The sequence below is a fragment of the Streptomyces vinaceus genome (assembly GCF_008704935.1).
GTDB lineage: Bacteria > Actinomycetota > Actinomycetes > Streptomycetales > Streptomycetaceae > Streptomyces > Streptomyces vinaceus.
This window is the reverse complement of sequence record NZ_CP023692.1, coordinates 5,454,421-5,480,621: the sequence shown is the minus strand read 5'-3', so window position 1 is coordinate 5,480,621 and position 26,201 is coordinate 5,454,421. Positions and strand designations below refer to the sequence as shown.

The 26,201-nt window shown below is 73.4% G+C and carries 21 protein-coding genes and 1 pseudogene; 13 read left to right on the top strand and 9 right to left on the bottom strand.

The window, feature by feature from the left end; translation table 11 throughout:
* Nucleotides 1–79: 79 nt before the first annotated feature.
* From CP980_RS24710 to CP980_RS24700, 3 genes are read left to right on the top strand one after another with little or no spacing between them, the layout of a single operon-like run.
* Complete coding sequence (locus CP980_RS24710; protein ID WP_229907341.1) at nucleotides 80–667, top strand: PadR family transcriptional regulator; 588 nt, start codon at nucleotides 80–82, stop codon at nucleotides 665–667.
* An 18-nt stretch (nucleotides 668–685) separates the two neighbouring features.
* Nucleotides 686–1,414 (top strand): VWA domain-containing protein, encoded by a 729-nt coding sequence (locus CP980_RS24705; protein WP_132760713.1) that lies wholly within the window; start codon nucleotides 686–688, stop codon nucleotides 1,412–1,414.
* A 20-nt stretch (nucleotides 1,415–1,434) separates the two neighbouring features.
* A complete protein-coding gene (locus tag CP980_RS24700; protein WP_132760714.1) occupies nucleotides 1,435–1,947 on the top strand; it encodes a pyridoxamine 5'-phosphate oxidase family protein in 513 nt (170 codons plus the stop codon).
* On the opposite strand, the gene CP980_RS24695 is transcribed toward CP980_RS24700, so the two are convergent.
* Complete coding sequence (locus CP980_RS24695; protein WP_150529104.1) at nucleotides 1,940–3,235, bottom strand: DUF1906 domain-containing protein; 1,296 nt, start codon at nucleotides 3,233–3,235, stop codon at nucleotides 1,940–1,942. The two genes, CP980_RS24700 and CP980_RS24695, sit on opposite strands and share 8 nt — an antisense overlap.
* Before the next feature lie 234 nt (nucleotides 3,236–3,469).
* Between CP980_RS24695 and CP980_RS24690 the strand changes: the two genes are divergently transcribed.
* On the top strand, nucleotides 3,470–3,886 hold the full coding sequence (locus CP980_RS24690; RefSeq protein WP_150529103.1) for a hypothetical protein: 417 nt from the start codon (nucleotides 3,470–3,472) through the stop codon (nucleotides 3,884–3,886).
* Nucleotides 3,887–3,947: 61 nt separating this feature from the next.
* Here the strand turns inward: CP980_RS24690 and CP980_RS24685 are convergent, their stop codons facing one another.
* On the bottom strand, nucleotides 3,948–4,337 hold the full coding sequence (locus tag CP980_RS24685; protein ID WP_132760717.1) for an ATP-binding protein: 390 nt from the start codon (nucleotides 4,335–4,337) through the stop codon (nucleotides 3,948–3,950).
* A 147-nt stretch (nucleotides 4,338–4,484) separates the two neighbouring features.
* On the opposite strand from CP980_RS24685, the gene CP980_RS24680 reads away from it, so the two are divergent.
* Entirely contained in the window at nucleotides 4,485–5,027 is a 543-nt protein-coding gene (locus CP980_RS24680) for a GntR family transcriptional regulator (RefSeq protein ID WP_132760718.1), read from the top strand.
* Nucleotides 5,024–5,806, top strand: coding sequence for a GntR family transcriptional regulator (locus CP980_RS24675; RefSeq protein ID WP_132760719.1), 783 nt, complete (start codon nucleotides 5,024–5,026; stop codon nucleotides 5,804–5,806). Before CP980_RS24680 ends, CP980_RS24675 begins: the two co-directional genes overlap by 4 nt.
* A 678-nt stretch (nucleotides 5,807–6,484) precedes the next feature.
* On the opposite strand, the gene CP980_RS24670 is transcribed toward CP980_RS24675, so the two are convergent.
* The 3 genes from CP980_RS24670 to CP980_RS24660 form a co-directional block, all read right to left on the bottom strand.
* The gene (locus CP980_RS24670; RefSeq protein WP_132760720.1) at nucleotides 6,485–7,945 is read right to left on the bottom strand and encodes a glutamate synthase subunit beta; all 1,461 of its coding nucleotides are present in this window, start codon (nucleotides 7,943–7,945) and stop codon (nucleotides 6,485–6,487) included.
* Nucleotides 7,938–12,491 carry a glutamate synthase large subunit gene (gltB, locus tag CP980_RS24665; RefSeq protein WP_189999113.1) on the bottom strand — a complete coding sequence of 1,518 codons (4,554 nt, stop codon included), beginning with the start codon at nucleotides 12,489–12,491 and terminating at the stop codon, nucleotides 7,938–7,940. The genes CP980_RS24670 and gltB overlap by 8 nt, the downstream gene beginning before the upstream one ends.
* Before the next feature lie 342 nt (nucleotides 12,492–12,833).
* On the bottom strand, nucleotides 12,834–13,565 hold the full coding sequence (locus tag CP980_RS24660) for a VIT1/CCC1 transporter family protein (RefSeq protein WP_099893236.1): 732 nt from the start codon (nucleotides 13,563–13,565) through the stop codon (nucleotides 12,834–12,836).
* Between the two features lie 280 nt (nucleotides 13,566–13,845).
* On the opposite strand from CP980_RS24660, the gene CP980_RS24655 reads away from it, so the two are divergent.
* The 7 genes from CP980_RS24655 to CP980_RS24625 are packed head-to-tail and all read left to right on the top strand — an operon-like array spanning nucleotide 13,846 to nucleotide 21,668.
* Nucleotides 13,846–14,832: an ADP-ribosylglycohydrolase family protein gene (locus tag CP980_RS24655; RefSeq protein ID WP_099895760.1), complete on the top strand. Its 987-nt coding sequence runs from the start codon at nucleotides 13,846–13,848 to the stop codon at nucleotides 14,830–14,832.
* Nucleotides 14,829–16,082: an ADP-ribosylglycohydrolase family protein gene (locus tag CP980_RS24650; RefSeq protein ID WP_150529102.1), complete on the top strand. Its 1,254-nt coding sequence runs from the start codon at nucleotides 14,829–14,831 to the stop codon at nucleotides 16,080–16,082. The genes CP980_RS24655 and CP980_RS24650 overlap by 4 nt, the downstream gene beginning before the upstream one ends.
* 7 nt (nucleotides 16,083–16,089) lie before the next feature.
* Entirely contained in the window at nucleotides 16,090–17,235 is a 1,146-nt protein-coding gene (locus tag CP980_RS24645) for an ADP-ribosylglycohydrolase family protein (protein WP_132760724.1), read from the top strand.
* The gene (locus CP980_RS24640; protein ID WP_150529101.1) at nucleotides 17,232–18,725 is read left to right on the top strand and encodes an ADP-ribosylglycohydrolase family protein; all 1,494 of its coding nucleotides are present in this window, start codon (nucleotides 17,232–17,234) and stop codon (nucleotides 18,723–18,725) included. The genes CP980_RS24645 and CP980_RS24640 overlap by 4 nt, the downstream gene beginning before the upstream one ends.
* Nucleotides 18,722–19,657, top strand: coding sequence for a ribokinase (rbsK, locus tag CP980_RS24635; RefSeq protein WP_132760726.1), 936 nt, complete (start codon nucleotides 18,722–18,724; stop codon nucleotides 19,655–19,657). Before CP980_RS24640 ends, rbsK begins: the two co-directional genes overlap by 4 nt.
* Complete coding sequence (locus tag CP980_RS24630; RefSeq protein ID WP_132760727.1) at nucleotides 19,654–20,850, top strand: CaiB/BaiF CoA transferase family protein; 1,197 nt, start codon at nucleotides 19,654–19,656, stop codon at nucleotides 20,848–20,850. The genes rbsK and CP980_RS24630 overlap by 4 nt, the downstream gene beginning before the upstream one ends.
* Nucleotides 20,847–21,668, top strand: a complete 822-nt coding sequence (locus tag CP980_RS24625; RefSeq protein ID WP_150529100.1) for an HpcH/HpaI aldolase/citrate lyase family protein — start codon at nucleotides 20,847–20,849, stop codon at nucleotides 21,666–21,668. Before CP980_RS24630 ends, CP980_RS24625 begins: the two co-directional genes overlap by 4 nt.
* Before the next feature lie 73 nt (nucleotides 21,669–21,741).
* On the opposite strand, the gene lgt is transcribed toward CP980_RS24625, so the two are convergent.
* From lgt to trpB, 4 genes and pseudogenes are all read right to left on the bottom strand, one after another.
* Nucleotides 21,742–22,803 carry a prolipoprotein diacylglyceryl transferase gene (gene lgt, locus CP980_RS24620; protein WP_132760729.1) on the bottom strand — a complete coding sequence of 354 codons (1,062 nt, stop codon included), beginning with the start codon at nucleotides 22,801–22,803 and terminating at the stop codon, nucleotides 21,742–21,744.
* Nucleotides 22,804–23,151: 348 nt separating this feature from the next.
* Nucleotides 23,152–23,943 (bottom strand): annotated as a pseudogene (locus CP980_RS24615) (DsbA family protein); the annotation flags it as partial.
* A 124-nt stretch (nucleotides 23,944–24,067) separates the two neighbouring features.
* Nucleotides 24,068–24,880, bottom strand: coding sequence for a tryptophan synthase subunit alpha (gene trpA, locus CP980_RS24610; protein ID WP_099893220.1), 813 nt, complete (start codon nucleotides 24,878–24,880; stop codon nucleotides 24,068–24,070).
* The gene (gene trpB, locus CP980_RS24605; RefSeq protein WP_150529098.1) at nucleotides 24,877–26,130 is read right to left on the bottom strand and encodes a tryptophan synthase subunit beta; all 1,254 of its coding nucleotides are present in this window, start codon (nucleotides 26,128–26,130) and stop codon (nucleotides 24,877–24,879) included. Before trpB ends, trpA begins: the two co-directional genes overlap by 4 nt.
* Between the last annotated feature and the right edge of the window lie 71 nt (nucleotides 26,131–26,201).

The window sequence follows — 26,201 nt, the reverse complement described above, 5'->3', positions numbered from 1 at the left end:
TAGAAATACTCCTATCAGTCATACCTGGAGGAAGGAAGGGGACGGGGGCGGCCCGGGGGCCGGTCGTAGACTGCGCTGCGTGGCAGACGAGAAGAAGAGGCGCCCGCTCCCGGCGACCGGCTGGGCGGTGCTGGGGCTGCTCTCCTTCGGGCAGGAGCTTTCCGGCTACGACCTGAAGAAGTGGTCGGACCGCTCGCTGCGCTTCTTCTACTGGAGCCCGTCCTTCAGTCAGATCTACAGCGAACTGGGGCGCCTGGAGAAGGCCGGTTACGCCTCCTCCCGGCTGGTCGCCCAGGAGAGCGGCACCCGCGAAAAGCGGGTGTACCGGATCACCGAGGAGGGCATGGCGGCCGTACGGGAATGGGCCCGCGAGACCCCGGCCGATCCGACCGTCCTCAAGCACGGACCCATGCTGCGCCTGTGGCTGGGCCACCTACTGGACCCCGGCCGGCTGCGCGAACTGCTGGTGAAGCAGCAGGAGTTCGCGGAGGGGATGCGGCTGGCCGCGGCGGCCGACGCCGCGGACGCGCTGGACGACCCGGCCTGGGCCTACCCGACGCTCACCCTCCGGTGGGCGGAGCGCTACTACGCCTCCGAGGGCGCCCTCGCGGCCGCGATGCTCGACGATCTCGCGGGCCTGGAGGATCGCGGCCCCGGCGGCCGGTAGCTGACGTACCCTCGGGCCATGACGGGCAGCGCGATCGACCTCCGCACGATGGAAGCGACCGCTCCGGCGCTCGTGAGCCTCTACAAGAGCGCCGGGATCTCGCTGCGCAAGCACGGCCTGGAGGGCGTGCGCGCCGCGGTGTACCTGGTCCTGGACCACTCGGGGTCGATGCGTCCGTACTACCGGGACGGCACGGTCCAGGCCTTCGCCGACCGGGTCCTGGGCCTGTCGGCCCACCTCGACGACGACGGCCGCGTGCCGGCGGTGTTCTTCTCGACCGGGGTCGACGCGGTGGAGGAGATACCGATCGCCGGACACCAGGGGCGGATCGCCGAGATCGCCTCCCGGCTGGGCCACATGGGCAAGACGGCCTACGACGCGGCGATGGAGGCGGTGATCGACCACTACCTTGACTCGGGGGCGGCGGATCCGGCGCTGGTCGTCTTCCAGACGGACGGTGGGCCGATCGACAAGACGGCGGCGGAGCGGTACCTGTGCAAGGCGGCCCGGCTCCCGCTTTTCTGGCAGTTCGTCGGCTTCGGCCAGACGCGCAGCACCCAGTTCGACTTCCTGCGGCGGCTGGACGAACTGCCCGTGCCGGGGCGGCGGGTGGTGGACAACGCCGGCTACTTCCACGCGGGCCCGGACCCGAGGGAGGTCCCGGACTCCGTGCTGTTCGACCGGCTGGTCATGGAGTTCCCGTCCTGGCTGGCGTCGGCCCGCGCGGCGGGCATCGTACGCACCTGAGCAGGCGCTTTGATGGACGTATGACGACCACGCACAACTGGGCATCGTTCGAGAACCAGGAGCCGGAATTCGCGGCGATCGTCCGGGCCCGCTTCGCGCAGTACCCGCACCACGTCCTCGGCACGCTCCGCAGGGACGGCTCCCCGCGGCTGACCGGACTGAACGTGGACATCCGCGGCGGCGAGCTGTGGCTCGGGATGATGCCGGGCTCGATGAAGGCCAGGGACCTCCAGCGCGACCCGCGCTTCGCCCTGCACACGAACCCCGGCGCGGGCGAGGAGATGCCGGACGGGGACGCGCGGATCTCCGGGCGCGCGATCGAGCTGCTGGACCCGCCCGAGCTGCACCGGTACGCGGAGGAGACGGAGACCCCGCACCCCTTCCACCTCTTCCACGCTGACCTGACGGAGGTGGTCCTCACCGGCATCGACGGCGACGACCTGGTGGTCCGCACCTGGACCCCGGCCCACGGCCTCCACACCTTCCGCCGGGGCAACGACGACGAACCCCCGCGCGAGGACCCGGTCAGCTGAAGAGGGACGGCCGGGTCTGGACGGGGCCGGTCAGGGCCGCGGGGTCGATGTCGATCCAGCTGCGGTCGATGTTGAGGGTGACCCCGGCGTACGTGGCGTCGTGGTCGCCGCGGTACTGGTGGGCGCGGCGGCGGCCGGCCCACCGGTGCGTGCCGGCGGGCAGGCCCGTGTCGGCGTCGGCCACGGAGGCCCTGCCGTTCCAGGAGGCCACCCACAGCACGTCGGGCATGGCCTCCGGGGCCTGGTCGTGGTGCTCGTTGAGGGCCTTGGCCCCGGAGCTGGCGGCCACGTAGGCGCCGGCACGGTAGCCGAGCTCGTGCAGGCGGACCGTCCACGCGGTCAGGTACGCGACGACCGGCGGGTCCCAGGTGGTGCGGTCGGTGTAGTTCTCCAGGTCGTTGTAGAGCACCGCGCCCTCGGCCAGGCCCAGGGACCGGGCCGCCCCGACGGCGCCCTCGGCGGCCTCGATGCCCTCCTGGTTCGCCCGGGAGGGGTCGGTGGACAGGCCGGTGGCCGGGTTGTTCCACGGCTGCGGGCCGACCCAGAGCGGCATCAGGTGCCAGCCCGCCTCGGCCTGCCGCCGGACCCAGCCGGCCGTGAGCCGGGGCTGGGCGCAGGCCCGGGCGCGGCCGCCGATGTAGACGCCGACGGCGCCGAAGGGGGACGCGGAGCGCCAGCGGTCCATGGTGTCCTGGGTCGGGGCGGTGCAGGTGTCGAAGCCGGCGCCGGTGAGGGACCGCTGGGCCCGGACGGGCTTCGGACCGGCTGCGGCGGACACGGGCTCGGAGGAGCCTCCGCGGGCGGCGGCCCTGCCGCCGATGCTGCCGCCGGCCCGTGCGAGCACGTCCCGTACCGCCTTGGAGGTGCCCCCGTACGAGACCGTGGCCATCACCCCGGCCCCGCGCAGGGCGTACCGCACCTCGTGGCTGTCCCCCGCGGCCTCGGGGATCCCGCCGGGCCCGTCGACCGTCAGCGTCGGGATGTCGGCCCGCGCCGGAGCCCCGTGAAGCGGCTCCAGGTGCAGGGTGTCGGCCCGCCGGCGCACGGCTCGCCCGCTGCATTCGCCCTGCGTACCGGCGTGCCCGAGGTAGAGCGTCGGCAGGTCCAGCCGCAGGCAGGCGCCGGGATCCCGGTCCAGGTCGACGACCCGCCACTCCCCGGGCACGGTGACCCGCAGCCCCCGGTACTCGACGGTGCGGCCGTCCTCGGCGGCGGTGGAGGGCTGGACGGGAACCAACAGGGCGGCGGCGCCGAGCAGGCCGCTCAGCAGGGTTCGGATGGGGACCATGATCCAGATGGGTACCAGACTCCGGCTCGGTGAACTGCGCCCGCCGCGAGCACAGTTGGCCCGTCCGGCCCAGTCCGGCCCCGCCGGGCCGGTCGGTGCGGGTCACCTGCACGAGTGATGCGGGCCCGGGCCCGTCAGCGCGGATGAGTACGCGTGCTCAGGCGGATTGTCAGTAGCGCTGGGTAGCGTCGCGACTGTCCGACGGACGGACGACACGACAACCTGGGGGACGACATGAAGAAGCGCACGACCGCCCTGGCGGCCCTGGTCCCGGCACTCGCCCTGCTCCTGTCGGCGGCCCCGGCCCAGGCCGCGCCGACGGACGGGATCATCGGCTACCCGGGCCCCGACGGCCTGATCTGGATCGCGGACCAGGCCGGCTCCAGCGGCTTCGTATCGGGCGGCCTCTCCCCGCACCTGGACACGTTCATCACCTTCGGCTGCGCGGGCGGCGGCGCCATCGAGGTGGCCTTCCACCTCGACGACCACCCGGACCGCGACCCGGCCCCCTTCACGGTGGACTGCCCGGAGACGGCCCCGGCCCGTGTCACCGTCCCCCTGGGCACGGGTCTCCAGGGCGGCTTCGGCGCCTGGGTGACGGTCTCGACCCCGACCACCCACTGGGGCGCCACGGTCACCCAGCCCGAGTAACCCGAAGCCACCCCGGCGCCCGCCGGCCCCGGCCGGGGCCGGCGGGCGCCGCGCCACCCCTTCAGTCGCGCGCCAGCTTGAAGCCGGCCCGGACCGTCTTGCCCACCACCTCCTCGCGGACCTCGAACTCGTCGGCGAGTACACCGACCAACCAAAGGCCACGCCCCCGCTCCACCTCGGAGCCGGGCCGCCACAGCATCGGGCGGCCAGGGCCGCTGTCACGTACCTCGATCCACATCCCCTCCCGCTCCCGCGTCAGCCGCACGGAGAACTCCCGTCCGGGCGGGGCACCGTGCAGGACGGCGTTCGCCGCCATCTCGGAAGCGCACAGGCGCATGTCATCGCGCCGGTCGGACACACCCCACCCCGCAAGCGTGTCGCCGACGAACTGCCGGACCGCACGCGCCGATGCGCGAGCCCGAGGGAATCGCTGCTCCGTGGACGAGGACACAGGCACACCGCCTTAACTCTGAGCTTTCAAGGCCACACGGAACGTATCGCTATTCGCGAAGAGCGGCAAGGTTGGGGAGAGTGAGTCCGACAGGCGCTGTCACATAACGTGGAGGCGGCGAAGTGGAATTCAGGCACGGGAGGCACTGTGAGCGGCAACCAGTGGACCAGTAAGTCGATGCCGTATCTGGCTGCCCGCCCACCCGGCGCAACGGACGCCTGGACGGATGAGGCCGCGGAGGCCGGACGACGGGGCGGTCAGCGCGTCCTTCACGCCGGAGAGGTGGCAGCCCCCAACACCGTCGCCCTCATGCTCGGCCTGACTGTCGGAAGTACGGTCGTGGTACGCCGAAGGATCATCGAACTCGACCAGGAGCCGACAGAGTTGACCGACACCTACTATCCCCCGGACATCGCCGCGGGCACCGCCCTCGCCGGAACTGCGAAGATCCGTGGCGGCGCCGTCACCCTGCTGGCCGCCCTGGGGCATGTCGGTGTACGCGTCATCGAAAGCGTGACGGCACGGATGCCAGACGACGAGGAGCGCGCACAGCTTCACCTCGCTCCGGCCGAGCCGGTACTGCAACTTGCCCGCACCACTTACGACTCAGCCGACCGGGCCATCCAGGCGGACATCATGGTCATGCCCGCCGGACGCCATCAGCTCCGGTACGAGATCAGGATCGGATGACCTTGCACAGCCACGAAGCCGACGCGCTCGACCCGCGACCCCTCCATGTCCGCATCGCCGCCGACCTCCGCGAGGAGATCCTGAGCGGCGAGCTGGCAGCGGGTGCGAAGCTTCCGTCGACCGCGCAGCTGAAGGAACGCTTCGACGCCTCCAACGCCACCATCCAGAAGGCCGTGCACCTGCTGAAGGACGAGGGGCTCGCTGTCGGGCGGGCCGGTGCCGCAGTGACCGTACGGGAGACCCGCCAGCGGACCGTCCACCCCGCCGAATCCCTCACGCGGGCGGCCACCGGGGAGGTGTACCCCTGGCTGGCCCATGCCGCGAACCGGCCGTCATCCGTACGCAGCACCGTGCTGTCCGTCGAAGAGGTATCGGTCTGCGGTGATGTCGCCGAGGCGCTCGGTACGGGGCACGGCGGGACGGCCGTACGCCGCCGCCAGCTGATCACCATCGACGGGGAACCGGCGGAGCTGGTGGCCTCGTACTACCCCCTGGACCTCGCACGCGGCACCGCCCTGGCCGAGCCGCGGCGGATCCGGGGCGGCACACCGACCCTGCTGACGGAACTCGGCTTCCGGCCGCGCCGCAGCGTGGACCGGGTCTCCGCCCGCGTGGCGACGCAGGAGCAGTACACGGCCCTGCGTCTCCCCGGCGGGCTGCCGGTCCTGCGCACCCTGCGGACGGTGTACGGAGATGGCGACCGCCCCGTCGAAGTCACCGTGATGGTAAAGGCCGGGCACCTCTACGAGCTCCGGTACGAGTTCACGCCCGAAGCCTGACCCCCGAAACGCCACAACGCCCGCCATCCCTGGTCGGGGACATGGCGGGCGCTGTGTCGGAGTTCCGCACACCGTTGTACGGACCGTATGAGGGGTCCTCCCCGCAGGGAGGGGCACTGCCGGTGGCACAGCCCCCTGCGCCGCCGGTCGGAGGCCGGCGCAGCCGGGCGAAGCCCGGGAGGCCGCCAGCGGCCGAGCGGCGCGAGCACGGCGTCCAGAAGGAGCCATGGCGGGCGCTGTGTCGGAGTTCCGCACACCGTTGTACGGACCGTATGAGGGGTCCTCCCCGCAGGGAGGGGCACTGCCGGTGGCACAGCCCCCCGCGCCGCCGGTCGGAGGCCGGCGCAGCCGGGCGAAGCCCGGGAGGCCGCCAGCGGCCGAGCGGCGCGAGCACGGCGTCCAGAAGGAGCCATGGCGGGCGCTGTGTCGGAGTTCCGCACACCGTTGTACGGACCGTATGAGGGGTCCTCCCCGCAGGGAGGGGCACTGCCGGTGGCACAGCCCCCCGCGCCGCCGGTCGGAGGCCGGCGCAGCCGGGCGAAGCCCGGGAGGCCGCCAGCGGCCGAGCGGCGCGAGCACGGCGTCCAGAAGGACGCCATGGCGGGCGCTGTGTCGGAGTTCCGCACACCGTTGTACGGACCGTATGAGGGGTCCTCCCCTGCGGGGAGGGGTGACGGGCTAGACCATCAGCGAGCGGTCCGTCGGCTTGATGGGGTACGGGAGGGCGCTGGCGCCCGTCAGGTAGCGGTCCACGCCTCGGGCCGCCGAGCGGCCCTCCGCGATCGCCCAGACGATCAGCGACTGGCCGCGGCCCGCGTCGCCGGCCACGAAGACGCCGTCCACGTTGGTCGCGTACGACGCGTCCCGCGCCACGTTGCCGCGCTCGTCCAGCTCCAGGCCGAACTGCTGGACCAGCCCGTTGGCCTGGTCGGTGCCGGTGAAGCCCATCGCCAGGGTGACCAGCTGGGCCGGGAGGACCCGCTCGGTGCCGGGCTTCTGGACCAGCTTGCCGTCCTCGAAGGCGACCTCGACCAGGTGCAGCGCCTGGACGTTGCCGTCCTCGTCGCCCTCGAAGTGGGTGGTGGAGACGGAGTAGATCCGCTCGCCGCCCTCCTCGTGCGCCGAGGTGACCTTGTAGAGCATCGGGAAGGTCGGCCACGGCTGTCCCGCAGGCCGGTCCTCCGACGGACGCGGCATGATCTCCAGCTGCGTCACCGACAGCGCGCCCTGGCGGTGGGCCGTGCCCACGCAGTCCGCGCCCGTGTCGCCGCCGCCGATGACCACGACGTGCTTGCCCTCGGCCGTGATGGGGGGCGCCACGAAGTCGCCCTCCTGGACCTTGTTCGCGAGGGGGAGGTACTCCATCGCGAAGTGGATGCCCCCCAGCTCGCGCCCCGGGACCGGCAGGTCGCGGGAGACGGTGGCGCCGGCCGCGACGACGACCGCGTCGAACCGCTTGCGCAGGTCGGTCGCGGACAGGTCGCGGCCGATCTCGATGCCGGTGCGGAACTTGGTGCCCTCCGCGCGCATCTGCTCGATGCGCCGGTTGATGTGCACCTTCTCCATCTTGAACTCGGGGATGCCGTAGCGCAGCAGGCCGCCGATGCGGTCCGCGCGCTCGTACACCACCACGGTGTGCCCGGCCCGGGTCAGCTGCTGGGCCGCGGCGAGGCCCGCCGGGCCCGAGCCGATGACGGCCGCCGTCTTGCCGGACAGCCGCTCCGGCGGCTGCGGGGTGACGTTGCCGTTGTCCCACGCCTTGTCGATGATCGAGACTTCGACGTTCTTGATCGTGACGGCCGGCTGGTTGATGCCGAGCACGCACGCCGACTCACAGGGAGCCGGGCACAGCCGCCCGGTGAACTCCGGGAAGTTGTTCGTGGCGTGCAGCCGCTCCGAAGCCGCCGACCAGTCCTCGCGGTACGCGAAGTCGTTCCACTCCGGGATCAGGTTCCCGAGCGGGCACCCGTTGTGGCAGAACGGGATGCCGCAGTCCATGCAGCGGCCGGCCTGCTTGCTGATGATCGGCAGCAGCGAGCCCGGGACGTAGACCTCGTTCCAGTCCTTCAGCCGGTCGGCGACCGGACGGGAACAGGCGGTCTCGCGCTCGGTGGTGAGGAAGCCCTTCGGGTCAGCCATGGGTCGCCGCCTCCATCATCTTCTCCGTGGTCTCGGACTCGGAGAGTCCGGCCAGCTCAGCGGCGTCCTTGGCGGCGAGCACTGCCTTGTACGTGGTCGGGATGATCTTGCTGAACCGGGCCGCCGCGGCGTCCCAGTCAGCCAGGAGCTTCGCGGCCACGGTCGAGCCGGTCTCCTCCTCGTGGCGGCGCACCACATCGTGCAGCCACTGCTTGTCCGCGTCGGGGAGGGCTTCCACCGCGCCCGCGTTGCCGACGTTGACGTTGTCGATGTCCAGGTCGATGACGTACGCGACGCCGCCCGACATGCCGGCCGCGAAGTTGCGGCCCGTCTCGCCGAGGACGACCGCCCTGCCGCCGGTCATGTACTCGCAGCCGTGGTCGCCCACGCCCTCCGAGACGACCAGGGCGCCGGAGTTGCGGACGCAGAAGCGCTCGCCGGTGCGGCCGCGCAGGAACATCTCGCCGCCGGTGGCTCCGTAGCCGATGGTGTTGCCGGCGATGGTGGAGTACTCGGCGAGGTGGTCGGCGCCGCGGTCCGGGCGGACCACGACCCGGCCGCCCGACAGGCCCTTGCCGACGTAGTCGTTGGCGTCGCCCTCCAGGCGCAGCGTCACACCGCGCGGCAGGAAGGCGCCGAAGGACTGGCCGGCCGAGCCGGTGAAGGTCAGGTCGATGGTGTTGTCGGGCAGGCCCGCACCGCCGAACTTCTTGGTGACCTCGTGGCCGAGCATGGTGCCGACGGTCCGGTTGATGTTCCGTATGGCGACCTGTGCGCGGACCGGCTGGGCGGCCTCGGCGGTCTCGGCGTTCAGCGCGTCGGCGGCGAGCTTGATCAGCTCGTTGTCGAGGGCCTTCTCCAGACCGTGGTCCTGCTCGATCAGGGCGTGGCGGACCGCGCCCTCGGGCAGCGCCGGCACGTGGAAGAGGGGCGCCAGGTCGAGGCCCTGCGCCTTCCAGTGCGTGACGGCCTTGCTGGTGTCGAGGAGCTCGGCGTGGCCGACGGCCTCCTCGATCGTACGGAAGCCCAGCTCGGCCAGGATCTCGCGGACCTCCTCGGCGATGAACTCGAAGAAGTTCACGACGAACTCGGGCTTGCCGGAGAAGCGGTCGCGCAGGACCGGGTTCTGCGTGGCGATGCCGACCGGGCAGGTGTCCAGGTGGCAGACGCGCATCATGACGCAGCCGGAGACGACGAGCGGCGCGGTCGCGAAACCGAACTCCTCGGCGCCGAGCAGCGCGGCGATGACCACGTCGCGGCCGGTCTTGAGCTGGCCGTCGGTCTGGACGACGATGCGGTCGCGCAGCCCGTTGAGCAGCAGGGTCTGCTGGGTCTCGGCGAGGCCGAGCTCCCAGGGGCCGCCCGCGTGCTTGAGCGAGGTGAGCGGGGAGGCGCCCGTACCGCCGTCGTGGCCGGAGATGAGCACGACGTCCGCGTGGGCCTTGGAGACGCCCGCGGCGACGGTGCCGACGCCGACCTCGGACACGAGCTTCACGTGGATGCGCGCGGCCGGGTTGGCGTTCTTGAGGTCGTGGATCAGCTGAGCCAGGTCCTCGATGGAGTAGATGTCGTGGTGCGGCGGCGGGGAGATCAGGCCGACGCCCGGGGTGGAGTGCCGGGTCTTGGCGACCCACGGGTAAACCTTGTGGCCGGGCAGCTGGCCGCCCTCGCCGGGCTTGGCGCCCTGCGCCATCTTGATCTGGATGTCGTCGGCGTTGACCAGGTACTCGCTCGTGACGCCGAAGCGGCCGGAGGCGACCTGCTTGATCGACGAGCGCCGCGCCGGGTCGTACAGGCGGTCCGGGTCCTCGCCGCCCTCACCGGTGTTGGACTTGCCGCCCAGCTGGTTCATGGCGATGGCGAGGGTCTCGTGCGCCTCGCGCGAGATGGAGCCGTACGACATGGCGCCGGTGGAGAAGCGCTTGACGATGTCGGCGACCGACTCGACCTCGTCGATGGAGATCGGGGGGCGGCCCCCGTCCTCGGCGCCCTTGAAGCCGAAGAGCCCGCGGAGCGTCATCAGGCGCTCGGACTGCTCGTTCACCCGGTCCGTGTACTTCTTGAAGATGTCGTACCGGCGGTTGCGGGTGGCGTGCTGGAGGCGGAAGACCGTCTCCGGGTCGAACAGGTGCGGCTCGCCCTCGCGGCGCCACTGGTACTCGCCGCCGATCTCCAGCGCGCGGTGCGTGGCCGCGATGCCGGAGGCCGGGTACGCCTTGGCGTGGCGGGCGGCGACCTCCTTGGCGATGACGTCCAGGCCGGCGCCGCCGATCTTGGTGGCGGTGCCCTGGAAGTAGGCCCCGACGAACTCCTCGTTCAGGCCGACGGCCTCGAAGACCTGGGCGCCGCGGTAGGAGGCGACGGTGGAGATGCCCATCTTGGACATGACCTTCAGGACGCCCTTGCCGAGGGCGTAGATCAGGTTCTTGATGGCCTGCTCCGGCTCCAGGCCGGACAGGAAGGTACCGGCGCGCAGCAGGTCCTCGACGGACTCCATGGCGAGGTACGGGTTGACGGCGGCGGCGCCGTAGCCGATGAGCAGCGCGACGTGGTGGACCTCGCGGACGTCGCCGGCCTCGACCAGCAGGCCCACCTGGGTGCGCTGCTTGGTGGCGATGAGGTGGTGGTGCACGGCGGAGGTGAGCAGCAGCGAGGGGATCGGCGCGTGCTCGGCGTCCGAGTGGCGGTCCGAGAGGACGATGAGGTGGGCGCCGCCCGCGATGGCCGCGTCGACCTCGCCGCGGATCTCCTCCAGGCGGGCGGCCAGTGCCTCGCCGCCGCCGGAGACCCGGTAGAGGCCCGAGAGGGTGGCGGCCTTCATGCCCGGCATGTCGCCGTCGGCGTTGACGTGGATGAGCTTGGCCAGCTCGTCGTTGTCGATCACCGGGAAGGGCAGGGTGACGCTGCGGCAGGACGCGGCGGTCGGCTCCAGCAGGTTGCCCTGGGGGCCCAGCGAGGACAGCAGCGAGGTGACGAGCTCCTCGCGGATGGCGTCCAGCGGCGGGTTGGTGACCTGCGCGAAGAGCTGCGTGAAGTAGTCGAAGAGCAGCCGGGGGCGCTCGGACAGGGCCGCGATCGGCGAGTCCGTGCCCATGGAGCCGAGCGGCTCGCCGCCGGTGCGGGCCATCGGCGCGAGGATGACGCGCAGCTCTTCCTCGGTGTAGCCGAAGGTCTGCTGGCGGCGGGTGACCGAGGCGTGGGTGTGGACGATGTGCTCGCGCTCGGGCAGGTCCGTCAGCTCGATCTCGCCGGACTCCAGCCAGTCCGCGTACGGCGCGGCGGCGGCCAGACCGGCCTTGATCTCGTCGTCCTCGATGATCCGCTTCTGGGCGGTGTCGACGAGGAACATCTTGCCGGGCTGCAGGCGGCCCTTGCGGACGACCTTGGCCGGGTCGATGTCGAGGACGCCGACCTCGGAGGAGAGCACGACGAGGCCGTCGTCGGTGACCCAGTAGCGGCCGGGGCGCAGACCGTTGCGGTCCAGGACCGCGCCGACCTGGGTGCCGTCGGTGAAGGTGACGCAGGCCGGGCCGTCCCAGGGCTCCATCAGCGTGGAGTGGTACTGGTAGAAGGCGCGGCGGGCCGGGTCCATGGAGGTGTGGTTCTCCCACGCCTCCGGGATCATCATCAGCACGGCGTGGGGCAGCGAGCGGCCGCCGAGGTGCAGGAGCTCCAGGACCTCGTCGAAGGAGGCCGAGTCGGAGGCGTCCGGGGTGCAGATCGGGAAGATCCGCTCCAGCGCGCCGTCGCCGAAGACGTCGGAGGCCAGCTGGGACTCGCGGGCCTTCATCCAGTTCCGGTTGCCCTTGACCGTGTTGATCTCGCCGTTGTGCGCGACGAAGCGGTACGGGTGGGCCAGCGGCCAGGACGGGAAGGTGTTGGTCGAGAACCGCGAGTGGACCAGGGCGAGCGTCGAGGCGAAGCGGCGGTCGGAGAGGTCCGGGAAGAAGGGCTCCAGCTGGCCGGTGGTCAGCATGCCCTTGTAGACGATGGTGCGGGCGGAGAGCGACGGGAAGTACACGCCGGCCTCGCGCTCGGCGCGCTTGCGCAGCACGAAGGCCTTGCGGTCGAGCGCGATGTCCGTGCTCTCGCTGTCGGCGACGAACAGCTGGGAGAAGGCCGGCATGGTGGCGCGGGCGCCGTTGCCGAGCAGGTCGGGGGTGACCGGGACCTCGCGCCAGCCGAGGACCGTCAGGTTCTCCTCGGCGGCGATGGCCTCGATCCGCTCCACGGCGACGGCCTGTGCGGTGCCGTCGGCGGGGAGGAAGGCGATGCCGACGGCGTAGGCGCCGGCCTCGGGGAGGTCGAATCCGGCCACCTCGCGCAGGAACGCGTCGGGGACCTGGGAGAGGATTCCGGCGCCGTCGCCCGAGTCGGGCTCGGATCCGGTGGCGCCTCGGTGCTCAAGGTTCCGCAATACGGTCAGCGCCTGCTCGACCAGCGTGTGGCTGGCCTCGCCGCTGAGGTTGGCCACGAAGCCGACGCCGCAGGCGTCGCGCTCGTTGCGCGGGTCGTACATGCCCTGGGGGGCGGGGCGACCGTCCATGGGCGACCAGGCGGTGGTGCTGAGGCCGGTCGCGGAGTGCGTGGATGCGGAACGCATCGGCTCTCCCGTCGTCGTAGCGGCATATGTGTCATAGCCGAGGGACGACGTTGGCCCTCTGCGAAATTTCGTGCAGGTTACATGATGACTGCAATCCCGAGAAGCGGATATGGCGTTTCACCATGCGGACACTGCACGCATCGGAAAGTGGAGACTCCGCAGCGTGCGGGCATCATTGCCCGGCGCGCGGCGCCCTGGTGTGATGCCCGGCGGACATGGGATCGAAACCGCCGAGTAACGGACTACTTATGTCAGGGGCTGCATAGTGTCTCACTGCGCGCGCGGTCAGCCTACGGCTCCGCCGATCCAGGTTCCCAGGACGTACGTCACACCCGCGGCCGCGCCGCCCAGCACCAGCTGTCGCAGGCCGCTGTACCACCAGCTGCGCGCGGTGACCCGGGAGACGACCGCGCCGCAGGCGAAGAGCCCGGCCAGGGCGAGCAGCACCGCCGGCCACAGCGAGGTGGCTCCGAGCAGGTAGGGCAGTACGGGCAGCAGCGCGCCCAGCGCGAAGGAGCCGAAGGAGGACACCGCGGCGACCATCGGCGAGGGCAGGTCGTCGGGGTCGATCCCGAGCTCCTCGCGGGCGTGGATCTCCAGCGCCTGCTCGGGGTCCCGGGAGAGCTGCACGGCGACCTCGCGGGCGAGCGCGGGCTCGACCCCGCGCGAGACGTAGAGCTCGGCCAGCTCCTCCATCTCGTCCACGGGGTGCTTTCGCAACTGCGCCCGTTCTATGTCAAGTTCGGCGAGGACCAGCTCGCGCTGCGAGGCGACGGAGGTGTACTCGCCGGCCGCCATCGAGAAGGCTCCGGCCGCGAGGCCCGCCAGCCCGGTGATCACGATCGTCTGCGGGGCGACGGCGCCGCCGGCCACGCCGGTCATCAGCGCGAGGTTGGAGACCAGCCCGTCCATGGCACCGAAAACCGCCGGTCGCAGCCATCCGCCGTTGACGTCGCGGTGGGTGTGGTTGTCGCGGTGCGCGGTGTGCAGCGGCGCTTCGATGTCGATGAGAGACATGATGGATTCCTCCCCTTTTGTACGAGCGGGCACGCGGAACCACGCCCTGCGCGACACGCAGGCATCCACTCCCCCGGAACACCTCGAAACTACGCACGATTTCCGCCGCCCGCCAGCAAGGAAGGCCGTACTTACCTGGGGTTTCGCGGGTCGGCGACCGGGTGACGGGGGCCTGGGCGGGGTGTTTCGCGACAAGCGACAAACCACATGACATGGCACAAATCCCCCTAGGGCTCATGATGAGCCCCATCCACAGTGGGAGAGGCGCGCCATGGAGCCGATGAAGCTGATTGCATGCAATCCGCAGGTCCTCCTCGAACGGGCCAGGGGCGCTCTTCTCGGCCTCGCCACGGGTGACGCGCTCGGCGCCCCCGCCGAGAACATGAAGCCCTCGGAGATCCGGGCGAAATGGGGCCGCATCGAGGGGTTCGTGTCGGACGATCCGGCGGGCACCGACGACACCGAGTACGCGATCTTCTCCGGGCTGCTGCTGGCCCGCCACGGGTCGGCGCTGACCGTCTCCCACGTCGAGCGGGCCTGGCACCACTGGATCGCCGACCTCGACGAAGGCCCCTTCCGCGGGGCGGGCTTCAGCGAGCGCGGCACGCTGGAGAACCTCCGCCGGGGCCTGGCCGCCCCCATCTCCGCCCAGCACCGGCACGCCTGGTCGGACGGGCTGGCCATGCGGGCGGCCCCCTTCGGGGTCTTCGCCGCGGGCCGCCCGGCGGAAGCGGCGCGGCTCGTCGCCATCGACGGCTCGGTCAGCCACGACGGCGAGGGCATCTACGGCGGCCAGGCGGTCGCGGCCGGGGTCGCGGCGGCGATGGCGGGCGGCTCCCCCGCCTCCGTCATCTCCGCGGCCCTGTCCGTGATCCCCTCCGACTCCTGGACGGCCCGCTCCCTGCGCCGCGCGGTGACGGCGGCCCCGCGCGGCGAACGGGCCGTGCGCTCGGCGGTGGTCATCGGCGGATACCCCTGGACGGACCTGGCCCCCGAGGCCGTGGGCCTGGCGTTCGGGGCCTTCGCCGCCTGCGGCGGCGCGTTCGTCCCCTCGGTCCTGACGGCGGTGAACATGGGCCGGGACGCCGACACCACGGCGGCCGTGGCGGGCGCCCTCTCCGGAGCCCTGTCGGGCGTCGGCGCGATCCCCGAGGAGTGGGCCGGGGCCATCGGGCCGGTCCGCGGCAGCTGCCTGCCCTCGATGCGCGGCTACCACGTCCTGGACATCGCGGACCTCCTCACTCCGGAATCCGAGACCGCCCGATGACGCCCCCCGCCGTCCCCCCGAACCCGCCGGCGGTCGACGCCGCGCCGGGCCCGGCGGTGCGCACCGCCGCCGCGCAGGCCCCGACGGCCCTCGATCCCCTCCCTGACGCGGGGGCCGCGCGTCCCCCCACCGACGTGCGGCGGATCGAAGGGCTGCTGCTCGGGCTCGCCGCGGGCGACGCCGCCGGGTGGCCCGCCGCCCGCCACCGCGCCAGCCGCATGCCCGAGTGGACCCGCCGCCTCACCCGCGAGCTCGACACCTTCGCCGAGCACAACCAGACCACCACCCTCCCCGTCCCCATCGCCCTCAACCAGCCCCCGGAACCCCTGCGCCTCGGCCCCTCCGACGACGCGGAATGGGCCGCCTTCGCAGCGGAATCGGTGCTCACCGCGGCCGGCGCGCTGCTCAGCGACCTCAGCCGGTCCCGCCGCATGCGGGCCGCCATCGACCTCGCGTGGAACGCCCTGGCCAGCGAGATCGCCGCGGCGGCCGAGCGGGCCCCCGAGGTGGAGTCCGCCGTACTGCCGCTGCGCGCCCGGATCTCCGTACGGGCCGGCCTCGGCAACCTCGCCGCCGGCCTGCGCCCACCCGCGACCGGCCACGACAACCCGCACTACTTCGACGACGCCGCCTGCGTGCGCGCCTGCGTCCTCGCCGTCGTCCACCCCGGCGACCCGGCCGCCGCCGCCGACCTCGCCGAGTTCGACGCCCGCTACACCCAGGACGGCGACGGGGTCCACGGCGCCCGCGCGATGGCCGCCGCCATCGCGGCCGCCCTCGCCGGCGCGGACACCGACACCGCGGTCGACGCCGCCCTCGGCGAGCTCCCCGAGGCCACCGAGATCGGCCGCAACGCCCGCCACGCCGTCAAGCTCGCCCGCCTCCACGCCGAGGGCGGCGCCTTCGCCATCGTCCCCACCCTCGAACACGAGATCGTGGACCACGTCTACAGCTACGGGATCGCGGCCGCCGAGACCGTCCCCGTGGCCCTCGCCCTCGCCACCGCGGCCCGCGGCCGCGCCGCCGAGGCCGTACCGGCCGCCGCCTGCCTGTCCCGCGTCGCGGACTCCGCCCCCGCCCTCGCCGGCGCGCTCACCGGCGCCCTCGGCGGCGGCGACTCGATCCCCGCCGCCTGGCGCGAGGCCTGCCGCACCCTCTCCGGCTGCTCCCTCCCCCGCCTCGCCGGCACCGACCTCGTCGAACTCGCCGCGCTGCTCGCTCGTACGGAACTCACCTCACCCAAGGGATGATTCGGACATGACGCTCACTCTCGAAGACCGGGCGGCCGGCTGCCTCGTCGGGGCCGCCGTCGGCGACGCGCTCGGCGGCCCGGTCGAGGGCTGGTCCCCGGACCAGATCGTGGAACGGCACGGCGGCCGCGTGCACGGCATCGTCGGCCCCTGGCACGAGGACTGGCGTACGGCCCGCCCCCTCGCGCCGTACCACAAGGGCGACGGCCACGTCACCGACGACACCCTCATGACGCACGCGCTGGTACGGGTCTACGAGGCCGTACGGGACCACCTGGACGCGTACGCGGTCGCCGAGCACCTGGTCCCCGACCTGATGACGAACCCGCGCTGGATCCCCGAACTGGAGGCGCGGGCCCTGCCCTTGCAGCGGATCTTCCTCGCGGAGAAGTGGATCGTGAGCCGCCTGCACTACGGGCACGTCGATCCCCGCGAGGCGGGCAGCGGCAACATCGTCAACTGCGGGGCGGCGATGTACATGGCCCCGGTCGGCATCGTCAACGCGGGAAATCCGGAGGGCGCGTACGCGGAGGCCCTGGACATCGCCGGGGCGCACCAGTCCTCGTACGGGCGGGAGGCGGCGGGCGTCTTCGCGGCCGCGGTCGCGGCGGCCTGCCGGCCGGGGGCCACGGCGTCCTCGGTGGTGGAGACCGCCCTGGAGCTGGCCAAGGACGGCACCCGGGAGGCGATCGCCGCGGTGTGCGAAGTGGCCGCCCGCCACCGGGACTTCGAATCGGCACTGGCCCCGCTGCGCGCGGCGGTCGCCCCGTACGACTCGGTCGGCCCGGACTACCGCTCCCCCTCGCTCGGCGCCCGCCGCCCCTCCCGCCTCCACGCGATCGAGGAACTGCCGGTCGCGCTCGGCATGCTGGTCGTCTCCGACGGGGCGTACGAGGGCTCGGTGCTCGGCGCCGTCAACTACGGCCGGGACTGTGACTCCATCGCCACGATGGCGGGGGCGATCTCCGGAGCCCTGGCGGGCGCCCGGGCGGTCCCGCCCGCCTGGGCCAAGGAGGTCGCCGAGGCCAGTCGCCTGGACCTGCACGCCCCGGCGGCGGCCCTGGCGGCGGTGGCCCGCGAGGTCTTCGCGCGGGACCGGGCCCGCCGCCGGGCCCACGAGGCGGCCTTCACCTCGATCGCCGGACCCCGATGACCCCCGCGCCGCCCGCCGCCCCGGCCGCCCCCGCGGGGCCGGCGCCCGCGCGGGCCCCGGGCGCCGGCCGGGCCGGGACCGTACGGCTGACCTGGGCGCAGCCGGAGGACCTGGTCGGCCACGAGCTGCGGCAGGCGGCCCAGGACGGCCGGGACGCCGGGCCGGTGGCGCGGGCCTGGGCGGCGGCGGGCGGCCACCCGGCGCCCGCCCGGGCCGGCGCCTCCCCGGCCCCGGCCCCGCCGGAACTGCGCGCCCTGGCCGTCCGCCTCCTGGACGAACTCGCGGCCCTGCCGGTCCCCTCGGCCGCGGCGGAGCCGTCCTCCTGGCCCGCGATCACCGCGACCTGGCCCGCGCCCCCGCCCTCCTCCGCCCCGGCCGCCACGCGCCCCCGCCCGGCGGACCACCCTCCGCGGCCGGAGCCCCGGGCCGGGGTCGACGCGGACCTGTGCCGCCGGCTGGAGGCGGCCTGGACGGGGCGGGCCGTCGGGTGCCTGCTCGGCAAGCCCGTCGAGAAGCTGCCGCTGCACGCGATCCGCGCGCTGGGCCGGGCCGCCGGGAACTGGCCGCCGGGCGACTGGTTCACCGGGCGCGGCGTCCCCGCGGAGCTGCTGGCCGCGCACCCCTGGAACCGGCGTTCCGCCGCCACCTCCCTCGCTGAGAACATCGACGGCATGCCCGAGGACGACGATCTCAACTACCCCCTCCTCGGGCTCCGGCTGCTCCAGCGCCACGGCAAAGGATTCACCACCGCCGACGTCGGCCGGCTCTGGCTGGACGAGCTGCCCGCCGGCCGCACCTTCACCGCCGAGCGCCTCGCCTACCGCAACCTCCTCCAGGGGTTGGAGCCCCCGGCCACCGCCACCCACCACAACCCCTTCCGCGAGTGGATCGGCGCCCTCATCCGGGCCGACGTGCACGGCTGGACCCACCCCGGGGACCCGGCCGCCGCGGCGGCCCAGGCGTACCGCGACGCCGCCCTCACCCACACCGGCAACGGCCTCTACGCCGCCCTGTTCACCGCCGCCGCGATCGCCGAGGCCGCCGGCGGCCGGGCCGACGTCCACAGCGCGCTGCGGGCCGGGCTGGCCGTCGTACCGCCCCGCTCGCGCCTGGCCGAGGCCGTGCGCCACGCCGTCGGCGCGGCCCGGCGGCACGCCGACTTCGACCGCGTCGTCGACGACCTCCACGAGCGGTACGGCCACTACCACTGGGTCCACGCGATCCCCAACACCGCCCTGATCGCCGCCGCCCTCACCCACGCCGACGGGGACTTCACCCGCTCCGTCTGCCGCGCGGTCTCCGGCGGCTGGGACACCGACTCCAACGGCGCCACCGCCGGCTCGCTGGCCGCCCTCGTCGACCCGGAGGGCGTTCCGCACCGCTGGTCCGCCCCGCTCAAGAACCGCCTCGCCACCACCGTCCCCGGCTTCGACGGCATCGGCTTCGACGCCCTCGCCCAGCTCACCGCACAGGAGGCAGCCCGCCCATGACGGCCATCGCCGTGCTCGGCAGTACCAACATGGACCTCGTCGCCTACGTCCCCAAGGCCCCGCGCCTCGGGGAGACCGTCACCGGCAGCGCGTTCCGCACCGTCCCCGGCGGCAAGGGCGCCAACCAGGCCGTCGCCGCCGCCCGCAGCGGCGGGGAGGTGGTGATGATCGGCGCGGTCGGCGCCGACGAGTTCGGCGTACGGCTGCGCTCCGCGCTCACCGCCGCCGGGGTCGAGACGGCGGCCCTGCGCACCGTCGAGGGCGCCAGCGGCACCGCGCACATCACCGTCGACGACGAGGGCGGCAACAGCATCATCGTCATCCCCGGCGCCAACGGCGGGGTGACCGGCCTGGAGGCGGGCGACGCGGCGCGGATCGGCGCCGCCGACCTCCTGCTGCTCCAGCTCGAACTCCCCATGGAGGCCGTCCTCGCGGGCGCCTCGGCCGCCCGCGCGCAGGGGGTGCGCACGGTCCTCACCCCGGCCCCCGCCCGCATGCTGCCGCACGAACTGCTGGGGCTGGTGGACCTCCTGGTGCCCAACGAGCACGAGGCGGCGGCGCTGACCGGCTTCACCGACCCCCTGGGGGCCGCCGAGGCGCTGCTGCGCGAGGTACCGGAGGTGGTGGTCACCCTCGGCGCGGCCGGAGTCCTGTACGCGGCCCGCGGGCAGGAGCCGCTGACCGTGCCCGCGCCCCGGGTCCGGGCCGTGGACACCACCGCCGCCGGGGACACCTTCGTCGGGGCACTCGCGGTGGCCCTCGGGGAGGGCCGCCCGATGCCGCAGGCGCTGCGCTGGGCCTCGGCGGCGGCCGCCCTCTCCGTCCAGCGCCCCGGCGCCCAGGACTCGATGCCGACGCGGGCCGAGACGGACGCGTTCGCCGCGGCCGGCCCCCTCCCCGCGGCCGGCCCCCACCCGGGGGCCACCTCGTGACGCCCGCCGCCGGGCCCCTCGACGGGGTGCGGGTGCTGGACCTCGCGACCCTCTTCGCCGGGCCGCTCGCCGCCACCCTGCTCGGCGATTTCGGCGCCGACGTGGTCAAGGTGGAGCACCCCCTGCGCCCCGACCCCTCGCGCGGCCACGGCCCCGCCAAGGAGGGCGTCGGCCTGTGGTGGAAGCTGCTCGGCCGGAACAAGCGGACGATGACCCTCGACCTGTCCACCCCGGGCGGGCGCGAGACCCTGCTGCGGCTGGCCGCCGGCGCCGACGTGGTCGTCGAGAACTTCCGCCCGGGCACCCTGGAGAAATGGGGCCTGGGCTGGCCCGAGCTGTCCGCAGCCAACCCGCGGCTGGTCCTGGCCCGTGTCACGGCCTTCGGCCAGCAGGGCCCGTACGCCCGCCGCCCCGGCTTCGGCACCCTGGCGGAGGCGATGAGCGGCTTCGCCGCGATCACCGGGGAGCCCGACGGCCCGCCCACCCTGCCGCCCTTCGGCCTCGCCGACTCCATCGCCGCGCTGACCTGCGCTTACGCCGTGATGACCGCGCTCGCCGGGCGGGAGCGCACCGGCCACGGGCAGGTGGTGGACCTGGCCATCATCGAGCCGATCCTGACCGTGCTGGGCCCGCATCCGCTCTGGTACGACCAGCTCGGCTACGTGCAGCCGCGCACCGGCAACCGCTCCACCAACAACGCCCCCCGCAACACCTACCGCAGCGCCGACGGCCGATGGCTGGCGGTCTCCACCTCGGCCCAGTCCATCGCGGAGCGCGTGATGCGGCTCGTCGGGCGGCCCGAGCTGATCGCCGAGCCCTGGTTCGCGAGCGGCTCCGGCCGGGCCGCCCACGCGCCCGTCCTCGACGAGGCGGTCGGGGGCTGGATCGGCCGCCACAAGGCCGAGGAGGTCGTCGCCGCCTTCGAGGAGGCCGAGGCCGCCGTGGCCCTGGTCTACGACGTACGGGACGTGATGGCGGATCCGCAGTTCGCGGCCCTGGACACCGTCACCGAGGTCGAGGACCCCGAGCTCGGCCCGATCCGGATGCAGAACATCCTGTTCCGGCTGTCGGAGACCCCCGGCGGGATCCGCTGGGCCGGCCGCCCGCACGGCGCCGACACCGACGCCGTACTCACCGAACTCGGGCTGTCCGAGACCGAGATCAGCGCACTCCGGATGGAAGGGGCCCTGTGATCCTGACCTGGCTCTACGTACCCGGCGACCGCCCCGGGGTGGTCGACAAGGCCCTGCGCTCGGGGGCCGACGCCGTCATCGTCGACCTGGAGGACGCGGTGTCGGCCTCCCGCAAGGAGTACGCCCGCGCCGCCACCGCGGAGCGGCTGGCCGAGCGGCCCCCGGTCCCGGTGTTCGTCCGGGTCAACGCCCTGGACTCCCCCTGGGCCGGCGCCGACCTCACCGCACTGACCGGGCTGCACGGCCTTACGGGGCTGCGGCTGCCGAAGATCACGGCCCCGGAGCAGGTGTCCGCGGTGGCCGACCGCACCGGCGGGGTGGCCCTCCACGCCATGCTGGAGTCGGCGCTGGGCGTGGAGCGCGCGTACGACATCGCCCGCGCGCACCCCGCCCTGCGCGGGCTCTCCCTCGGCGAGGCCGACCTCGGGGCCGATCTGGGCATCAGCGCGGAGGCGGGGCTGGACTGGCCGCGCTCGCGGGTGGTGATCGCCGCCCGGGCGGCGGGGCTGGCCCCGCCCGCGCAGTCGGTCTTCCCCGACATCCGGGACCTGGAGGCGCTGGCCGCCTCCTGTACGCGCGGCCGGGCGCTGGGTTTCCTCGGCCGGGCGGCGATCCACCCGCGCCAGCTGCCGGTGATCGAGCGGGCCTACCTGCCCGGCCCGGCGGAGGTCACCGCCGCCGAGGAGATCGTTGCGGCGGCCCGTCGCACCCCGGGAGCGGTGGCCCTGCCGGACGGCCGCTTCGTGGACCCGGCGGTGCTGGCGGGCGCGGAACGGGTCGTCGCCCTGGCCCGGCGGGAGTCCCCCGTCCTGTCGTGACGCCCGCACGTACGACGGGAGGGGCGCCGCGCGGTGTGCGCGGCGCCCCTCCCGTGTGGCCCGTAAGGCCCGGTCAGAGCTTCTTGGCGGTCTTCGGGGCCTCGGGGTCCGCCGGCACGGCGTCCTCCGTCGCCTCGGCGGAGGCGTCCGCGGCCTTGGCGTCGCTCCCGGCTCCGGCCCCGGCGTCCGTCTTCGGCCCGGATTCCCCGTCCGCGGGGTCCTTCGCCGCGGCGGCGACGTCCTCGGCGCCGTCCTGCGCCCCGTCCTGCTGGGCGCCGTCCTGCGCCCCGTCCTTGGTCGCGGGGTCGGACGCCGCGGGCCCGCGGTCCGGCTCCACGACCTCCTCGCGGCCCGGCCGCAGCTTCGCCGACAGCACGAGGTAGACCACGGCCAGGATGAAGACCACGATCGAGGTCCACACGTTCAGCCGGACACCGAGGATGTGGTGGGCCTCGTCGACCCGCATGTACTCGATCCAGCCGCGGCCCACGCAGTACGCGGCGACGTACAGGGCGAACGCCCGGCCGTGTCCGAGCTTGAAGCGGCGGTCGGCCCAGATCACGAGCGCGGCGACGCCGAGGCACCACAGCGACTCGTACAGGAAGGTCGGGTGGTAGGTCCCGGCGAGCCGGTTGGGGCCGTCGCTGATCTCGACCGCCCAGGGCAGGTCGGTGGCCCGCCCGTACAGCTCCTGGTTGAACCAGTTGCCCCAGCGGCCGCAGGCCTGGGCCAGCGCGATGCCGGGGGCCAGGGCGTCGGCCCAGGCCGGCAGCGGGATGCCGCGCAGGCGACAGCCGATCCAGGCGCCCACCGCGCCCAGCGCGATCGCGCCCCAGATGCCGAGGCCGCCCTCCCAGATCTTGAAGGCGTCGACCCAGTTGCGGCCCTCGCCGAAGTACAGCTGGTAGTCGGTGATCACGTGGTAGAGGCGACCGCCGACCAGGCCGAACGGCACGGCCCACACGGCGATGTCCGCGACCGTGCCGGGCTTTCCGCCGCGCGCGATCCACCGCTTGTTGCCGAGCCAGACGGCGACGAAGACGCCGATGATGATGCAGAACGCGTAGCCGCGCAGCGGGATCGGTCCGAGATGGACCACGCCGGTCGAGGGGCTGGGGATATAGGCAAGGTTCATGGCAGGGCCGACGCTACCCTGCCGGGCGGTACGGACCGCAACCCGCCCGGCAACCTGGCGCCAAATCGAGACGGGCCGCGGGGGGTGTCCGGCGGGTCGCGCCGGACGCACCCCAGCTCACTCCTCGCCGGCCCCCTTCGCGGCCCCCGCCGAGCCGGCCCGTGAGCCCGCCGAGGTGGCGGAGGACTTCGCCACGGCCGAGGAGGAGGCGGAGGACGAGCCGGAGGATGAGCCGGAGCCCGAGGTCTTCGACCCCTTCGCGGCCGCGCTCGGCGAGGCGGAGTGCGAGGCCGAGGCCGAGGCCGAGGGCGACGCGGACGGCGAGGCCGCGGCGTCGCCTCCGCCGCTGCCCTTCGCGGCCGCTTCCACCTGCTCCTTGAGCTTCTGCGGGGTCACCGGGTTGGCCTGGTCGGCGAAGATGTCCTTGCCGTTCAGCAGCACGGCCGGGGTGCCCCGGAACTTCCCGGCGCGGAAGGCCTCGTAGGACTTGTTCACCCAGCTGTTGTGGATCCCGTCCTCGACGCACTTGCGGAACTCGGGGGTGACCAGCCCGTCCACCTTGCCCGCCAGCTCCAGCAGCTTCGCGTTGTTCCCGTACGCGTCGTCCGTCTCCTGCGGCTGGTTCTCGAACAGGACGTCGTGGTAGGCGGGGAACTTCCCGGCGTCCTGCGCGCAGGCGGCCGCGTTGGCGCCCTTCAGCGAGCCGCTGCCGCCCATGTTCCCGTCGATCAGGGTGACCAGGTGGTAGTCGACCTTGAGCAGGCCCTTGGCCTCCAGCTCGTGGACCGTGTCCCGGTAGTTGGTCTCGAAGGCCTTGCACGCCGGGCAGCGGAAGTCCTCCCACACCGTCAGCGTGGACTTGGCCTCCGGCTTGCCGGCCTGGATGGCCAGCGCGTCCTTGCCCGTGGCGCCCGAGGGGGCGGTCACCGGGCCCCCGGCCGCGGAGCTGTCGCCCTTCTTGGTGTTGGCCGCGATCAGGCCGACGACGGCCGCCAGGCCGAGGACGCCGACCACGGCCGACGCCACGACGATGGTCCGCCGCCGCTTCTCCCTCTTCTTCTCGCGCTCGCGCTCCACCTGGAGCCGCTCGCGGGCCGATCGTTTCGCATCGCGGTTCGCACCGTCGTTCTTCTCGCTCACGTTCGGCCAAACGAAGCGGGGAGGCACTCGCGTGCCTCCCCGCTCCCACTTCCACCCGATCGGGCTACAGAACCCGCTCAGGGGTTCGCGCCGCCGATCGAACGCACCGGCCCGCCTGCGGGCGTCAGCCCCTGCGGACGCCTTCCGCCAGCTCGCCGGCGAGCGCCTTCACGGCCGCCAGCCCGGCCGGCAGGTCCGGCGCGTCCAGCAGCAGCTTCACGAAGGCCGAGCCGACGATCACGCCGTCGGCGAAGCCCGCGACCTCCTTGGCCTGGACGGCGTTGGAGACGCCCAGCCCCACGCAGACCGGCAGCTCGGTGGTGGCCCGGGTCCGGCGGACCAGCTCCTGGGCCTCGTTGCCGACCGACTCGCGCGTGCCGGTGACGCCCATCAGCGAGGCGGCGTACACGAAGCCGGAACCGGCGGCCGTGATGGTCGCCAGGCGCTCGTCCTTGCTGCTCGGGGCGACGACGAAGACGGTCGCCAGACCGTGCTTGTCGGCGTGCTCGCGCCACAGTGCGGACTCCTGGACCGGCAGGTCGGGCAGGATGCAGCCCGCCCCGCCCGCCGCGGCCAGCTCGGTGACGAACCGCTCCACGCCGTAGCGGTCGATCGGGTTCCAGTACGTCATCACCAGCACCGGCGCCCCGGTGGCCGCGTGCGCCTCGCGCACGGTGCGCAGCACGTCGGCGATCTTGACCCCGCCGCGCAGGGCGATGTCGTCGGCGGTCTGGATGACCGCGCCGTCCAGGACGGGGTCGCTGTGCGGGAGCCCGACCTCGACCACGTCCGCGCCGCCCGCGATGACGGCCTTGACGGCCTCGATGCCGCCGTCCACGGTCGGGAACCCGGCCGGGAGGTAGGCGACGAGGGCCGCGCGGTCCTCGGACTTGGCCTTCGCGAGGGTGGCGGAGAGGAGTTCGATGTTGCCGCTCACTTGGTCTCCCCCTCGGAGGCGTCGGTGTCGTACAGGTTGAAGTAGCGGGCCGCCGTGTCCATGTCCTTGTCGCCGCGGCCGGACAGGTTGACCACGATCAGCCCGTCCTTGCCGAGCTCCTTGCCGAGGTCGAGGGCGCCCGCGAGCGCGTGCGCCGACTCGATCGCCGGGATGATGCCTTCCGTACGGGAGAGCAGGCGCAGGGCCTGCATCGCGGCGTCGTCGGTGACCGCGCGGTACTCGCCGCGGCCGCTGTCCTTGAGGTACGAGTGCTCCGGGCCGATGCCCGGGTAGTCCAGGCCGGCCGAGATGGAGTACGGCTCGGTGATCTGGCCCTCCTCGTCCTGGAGGACGTAGCTGCGGGAGCCGTGCAGGATGCCGGGCTCGCCGGCGGTCAGCGTGGCCGCGTGCTCGCCGGTCTCGACGCCGTGCCCGGCGGGCTCGAAGCCGACCAGGCGGACGTCGGTGTCCGGGATGAAGGCGTGGAAGAGGCCGATGGCGTTGGAGCCGCCGCCGACGCAGGCCGCGACGGCGTCGGGTAGCCGCCCGGTGCGCTCCAGGATCTGGCGGCGGGCCTCGACGCCGATGACCCGGTGGAAGTCGCGGACCATGGCCGGGAAGGGGTGGGGGCCGGCGACCGTGCCGAAGAGGTAGTGGGTGCGGTCCACGTTGGCGACCCAGTCGCGGAACGCCTCGTTGATGGCGTCCTTGAGGGTGCGGGAGCCGGACTTCACGGCGATGACCTCGGCGCCCAGCATCCGCATGCGGGCCACGTTCAGGGCCTGGCGCTGGGTGTCGATCTCGCCCATGTAGACGGTGCACTCCAGGCCGAAGAGGGCGCAGGCGGTGGCGGTGGCCACGCCGTGCTGCCCGGCTCCGGTCTCGGCGATGACGCGGGTCTTGCCCATGCGCTTGGTGAGCAGCGCCTGGCCCAGCACGTTGTTGATCTTGTGCGAGCCGGTGTGGTTGAGGTCCTCGCGCTTGAGGAAGATCCGGGCGCCGCCGGCGTGCTCGGCGAAGCGCGGCACCTCGCTGAGGGCGCTGGGCCGGCCCGTGTAGTTGACCATCAGGTCGTTGAGCTCGGCCGCGAAGGCCGGGTCGCCCTTGGCCTTGTCGTACTCGACGGCGACCTCGTCCACGGCGGCGACGAGCGCCTCCGGGATGAACTTGCCGCCGAAGTCGCCGAAGTAACCCTCGGCGTTCGGGGTGTGACCCTCCGGGTCCGGGATGAAGAACGAGTTGCTGGACATGGCCAGTACTCCTACGGGTGCGATGGGATGGATGCACCGTATTGCGCCGTGGGCCCGCCGCACGCGCACCC

Coding starts and splice junctions, on each gene's coding strand:
- CP980_RS24690 (WP_150529103.1), top strand. CDS start 3,470: ATGAAGAAGCGCACGACCGCCCTGGCGGCCCTGGTCCCGGCACTCGCC.
- CP980_RS24705 (WP_132760713.1), top strand. CDS start 686: ATGACGGGCAGCGCGATCGACCTCCGCACGATGGAAGCGACCGCTCCG.
- gltB (WP_189999113.1), bottom strand. CDS start 12,491: ATGGACGGTCGCCCCGCCCCCCAGGGCATGTACGACCCGCGCAACGAG.
- CP980_RS24655 (WP_099895760.1), top strand. CDS start 13,846: ATGAAGCTGATTGCATGCAATCCGCAGGTCCTCCTCGAACGGGCCAGG.
- CP980_RS24695 (WP_150529104.1), bottom strand. CDS start 3,235: ATGGTCCCCATCCGAACCCTGCTGAGCGGCCTGCTCGGCGCCGCCGCC.
- lgt (WP_132760729.1), bottom strand. CDS start 22,803: ATGAACCTTGCCTATATCCCCAGCCCCTCGACCGGCGTGGTCCATCTC.
- CP980_RS24670 (WP_132760720.1), bottom strand. CDS start 7,945: ATGGCTGACCCGAAGGGCTTCCTCACCACCGAGCGCGAGACCGCCTGT.
- rbsK (WP_132760726.1), top strand. CDS start 18,722: ATGACGGCCATCGCCGTGCTCGGCAGTACCAACATGGACCTCGTCGCC.
- CP980_RS24645 (WP_132760724.1), top strand. CDS start 16,090: ATGACGCTCACTCTCGAAGACCGGGCGGCCGGCTGCCTCGTCGGGGCC.
- CP980_RS24650 (WP_150529102.1), top strand. CDS start 14,829: ATGACGCCCCCCGCCGTCCCCCCGAACCCGCCGGCGGTCGACGCCGCG.
- CP980_RS24640 (WP_150529101.1), top strand. CDS start 17,232: ATGACCCCCGCGCCGCCCGCCGCCCCGGCCGCCCCCGCGGGGCCGGCG.
- trpB (WP_150529098.1), bottom strand. CDS start 26,130: ATGTCCAGCAACTCGTTCTTCATCCCGGACCCGGAGGGTCACACCCCG.
- CP980_RS24700 (WP_132760714.1), top strand. CDS start 1,435: ATGACGACCACGCACAACTGGGCATCGTTCGAGAACCAGGAGCCGGAA.
- CP980_RS24675 (WP_132760719.1), top strand. CDS start 5,024: ATGACCTTGCACAGCCACGAAGCCGACGCGCTCGACCCGCGACCCCTC.
- CP980_RS24660 (WP_099893236.1), bottom strand. CDS start 13,565: ATGTCTCTCATCGACATCGAAGCGCCGCTGCACACCGCGCACCGCGAC.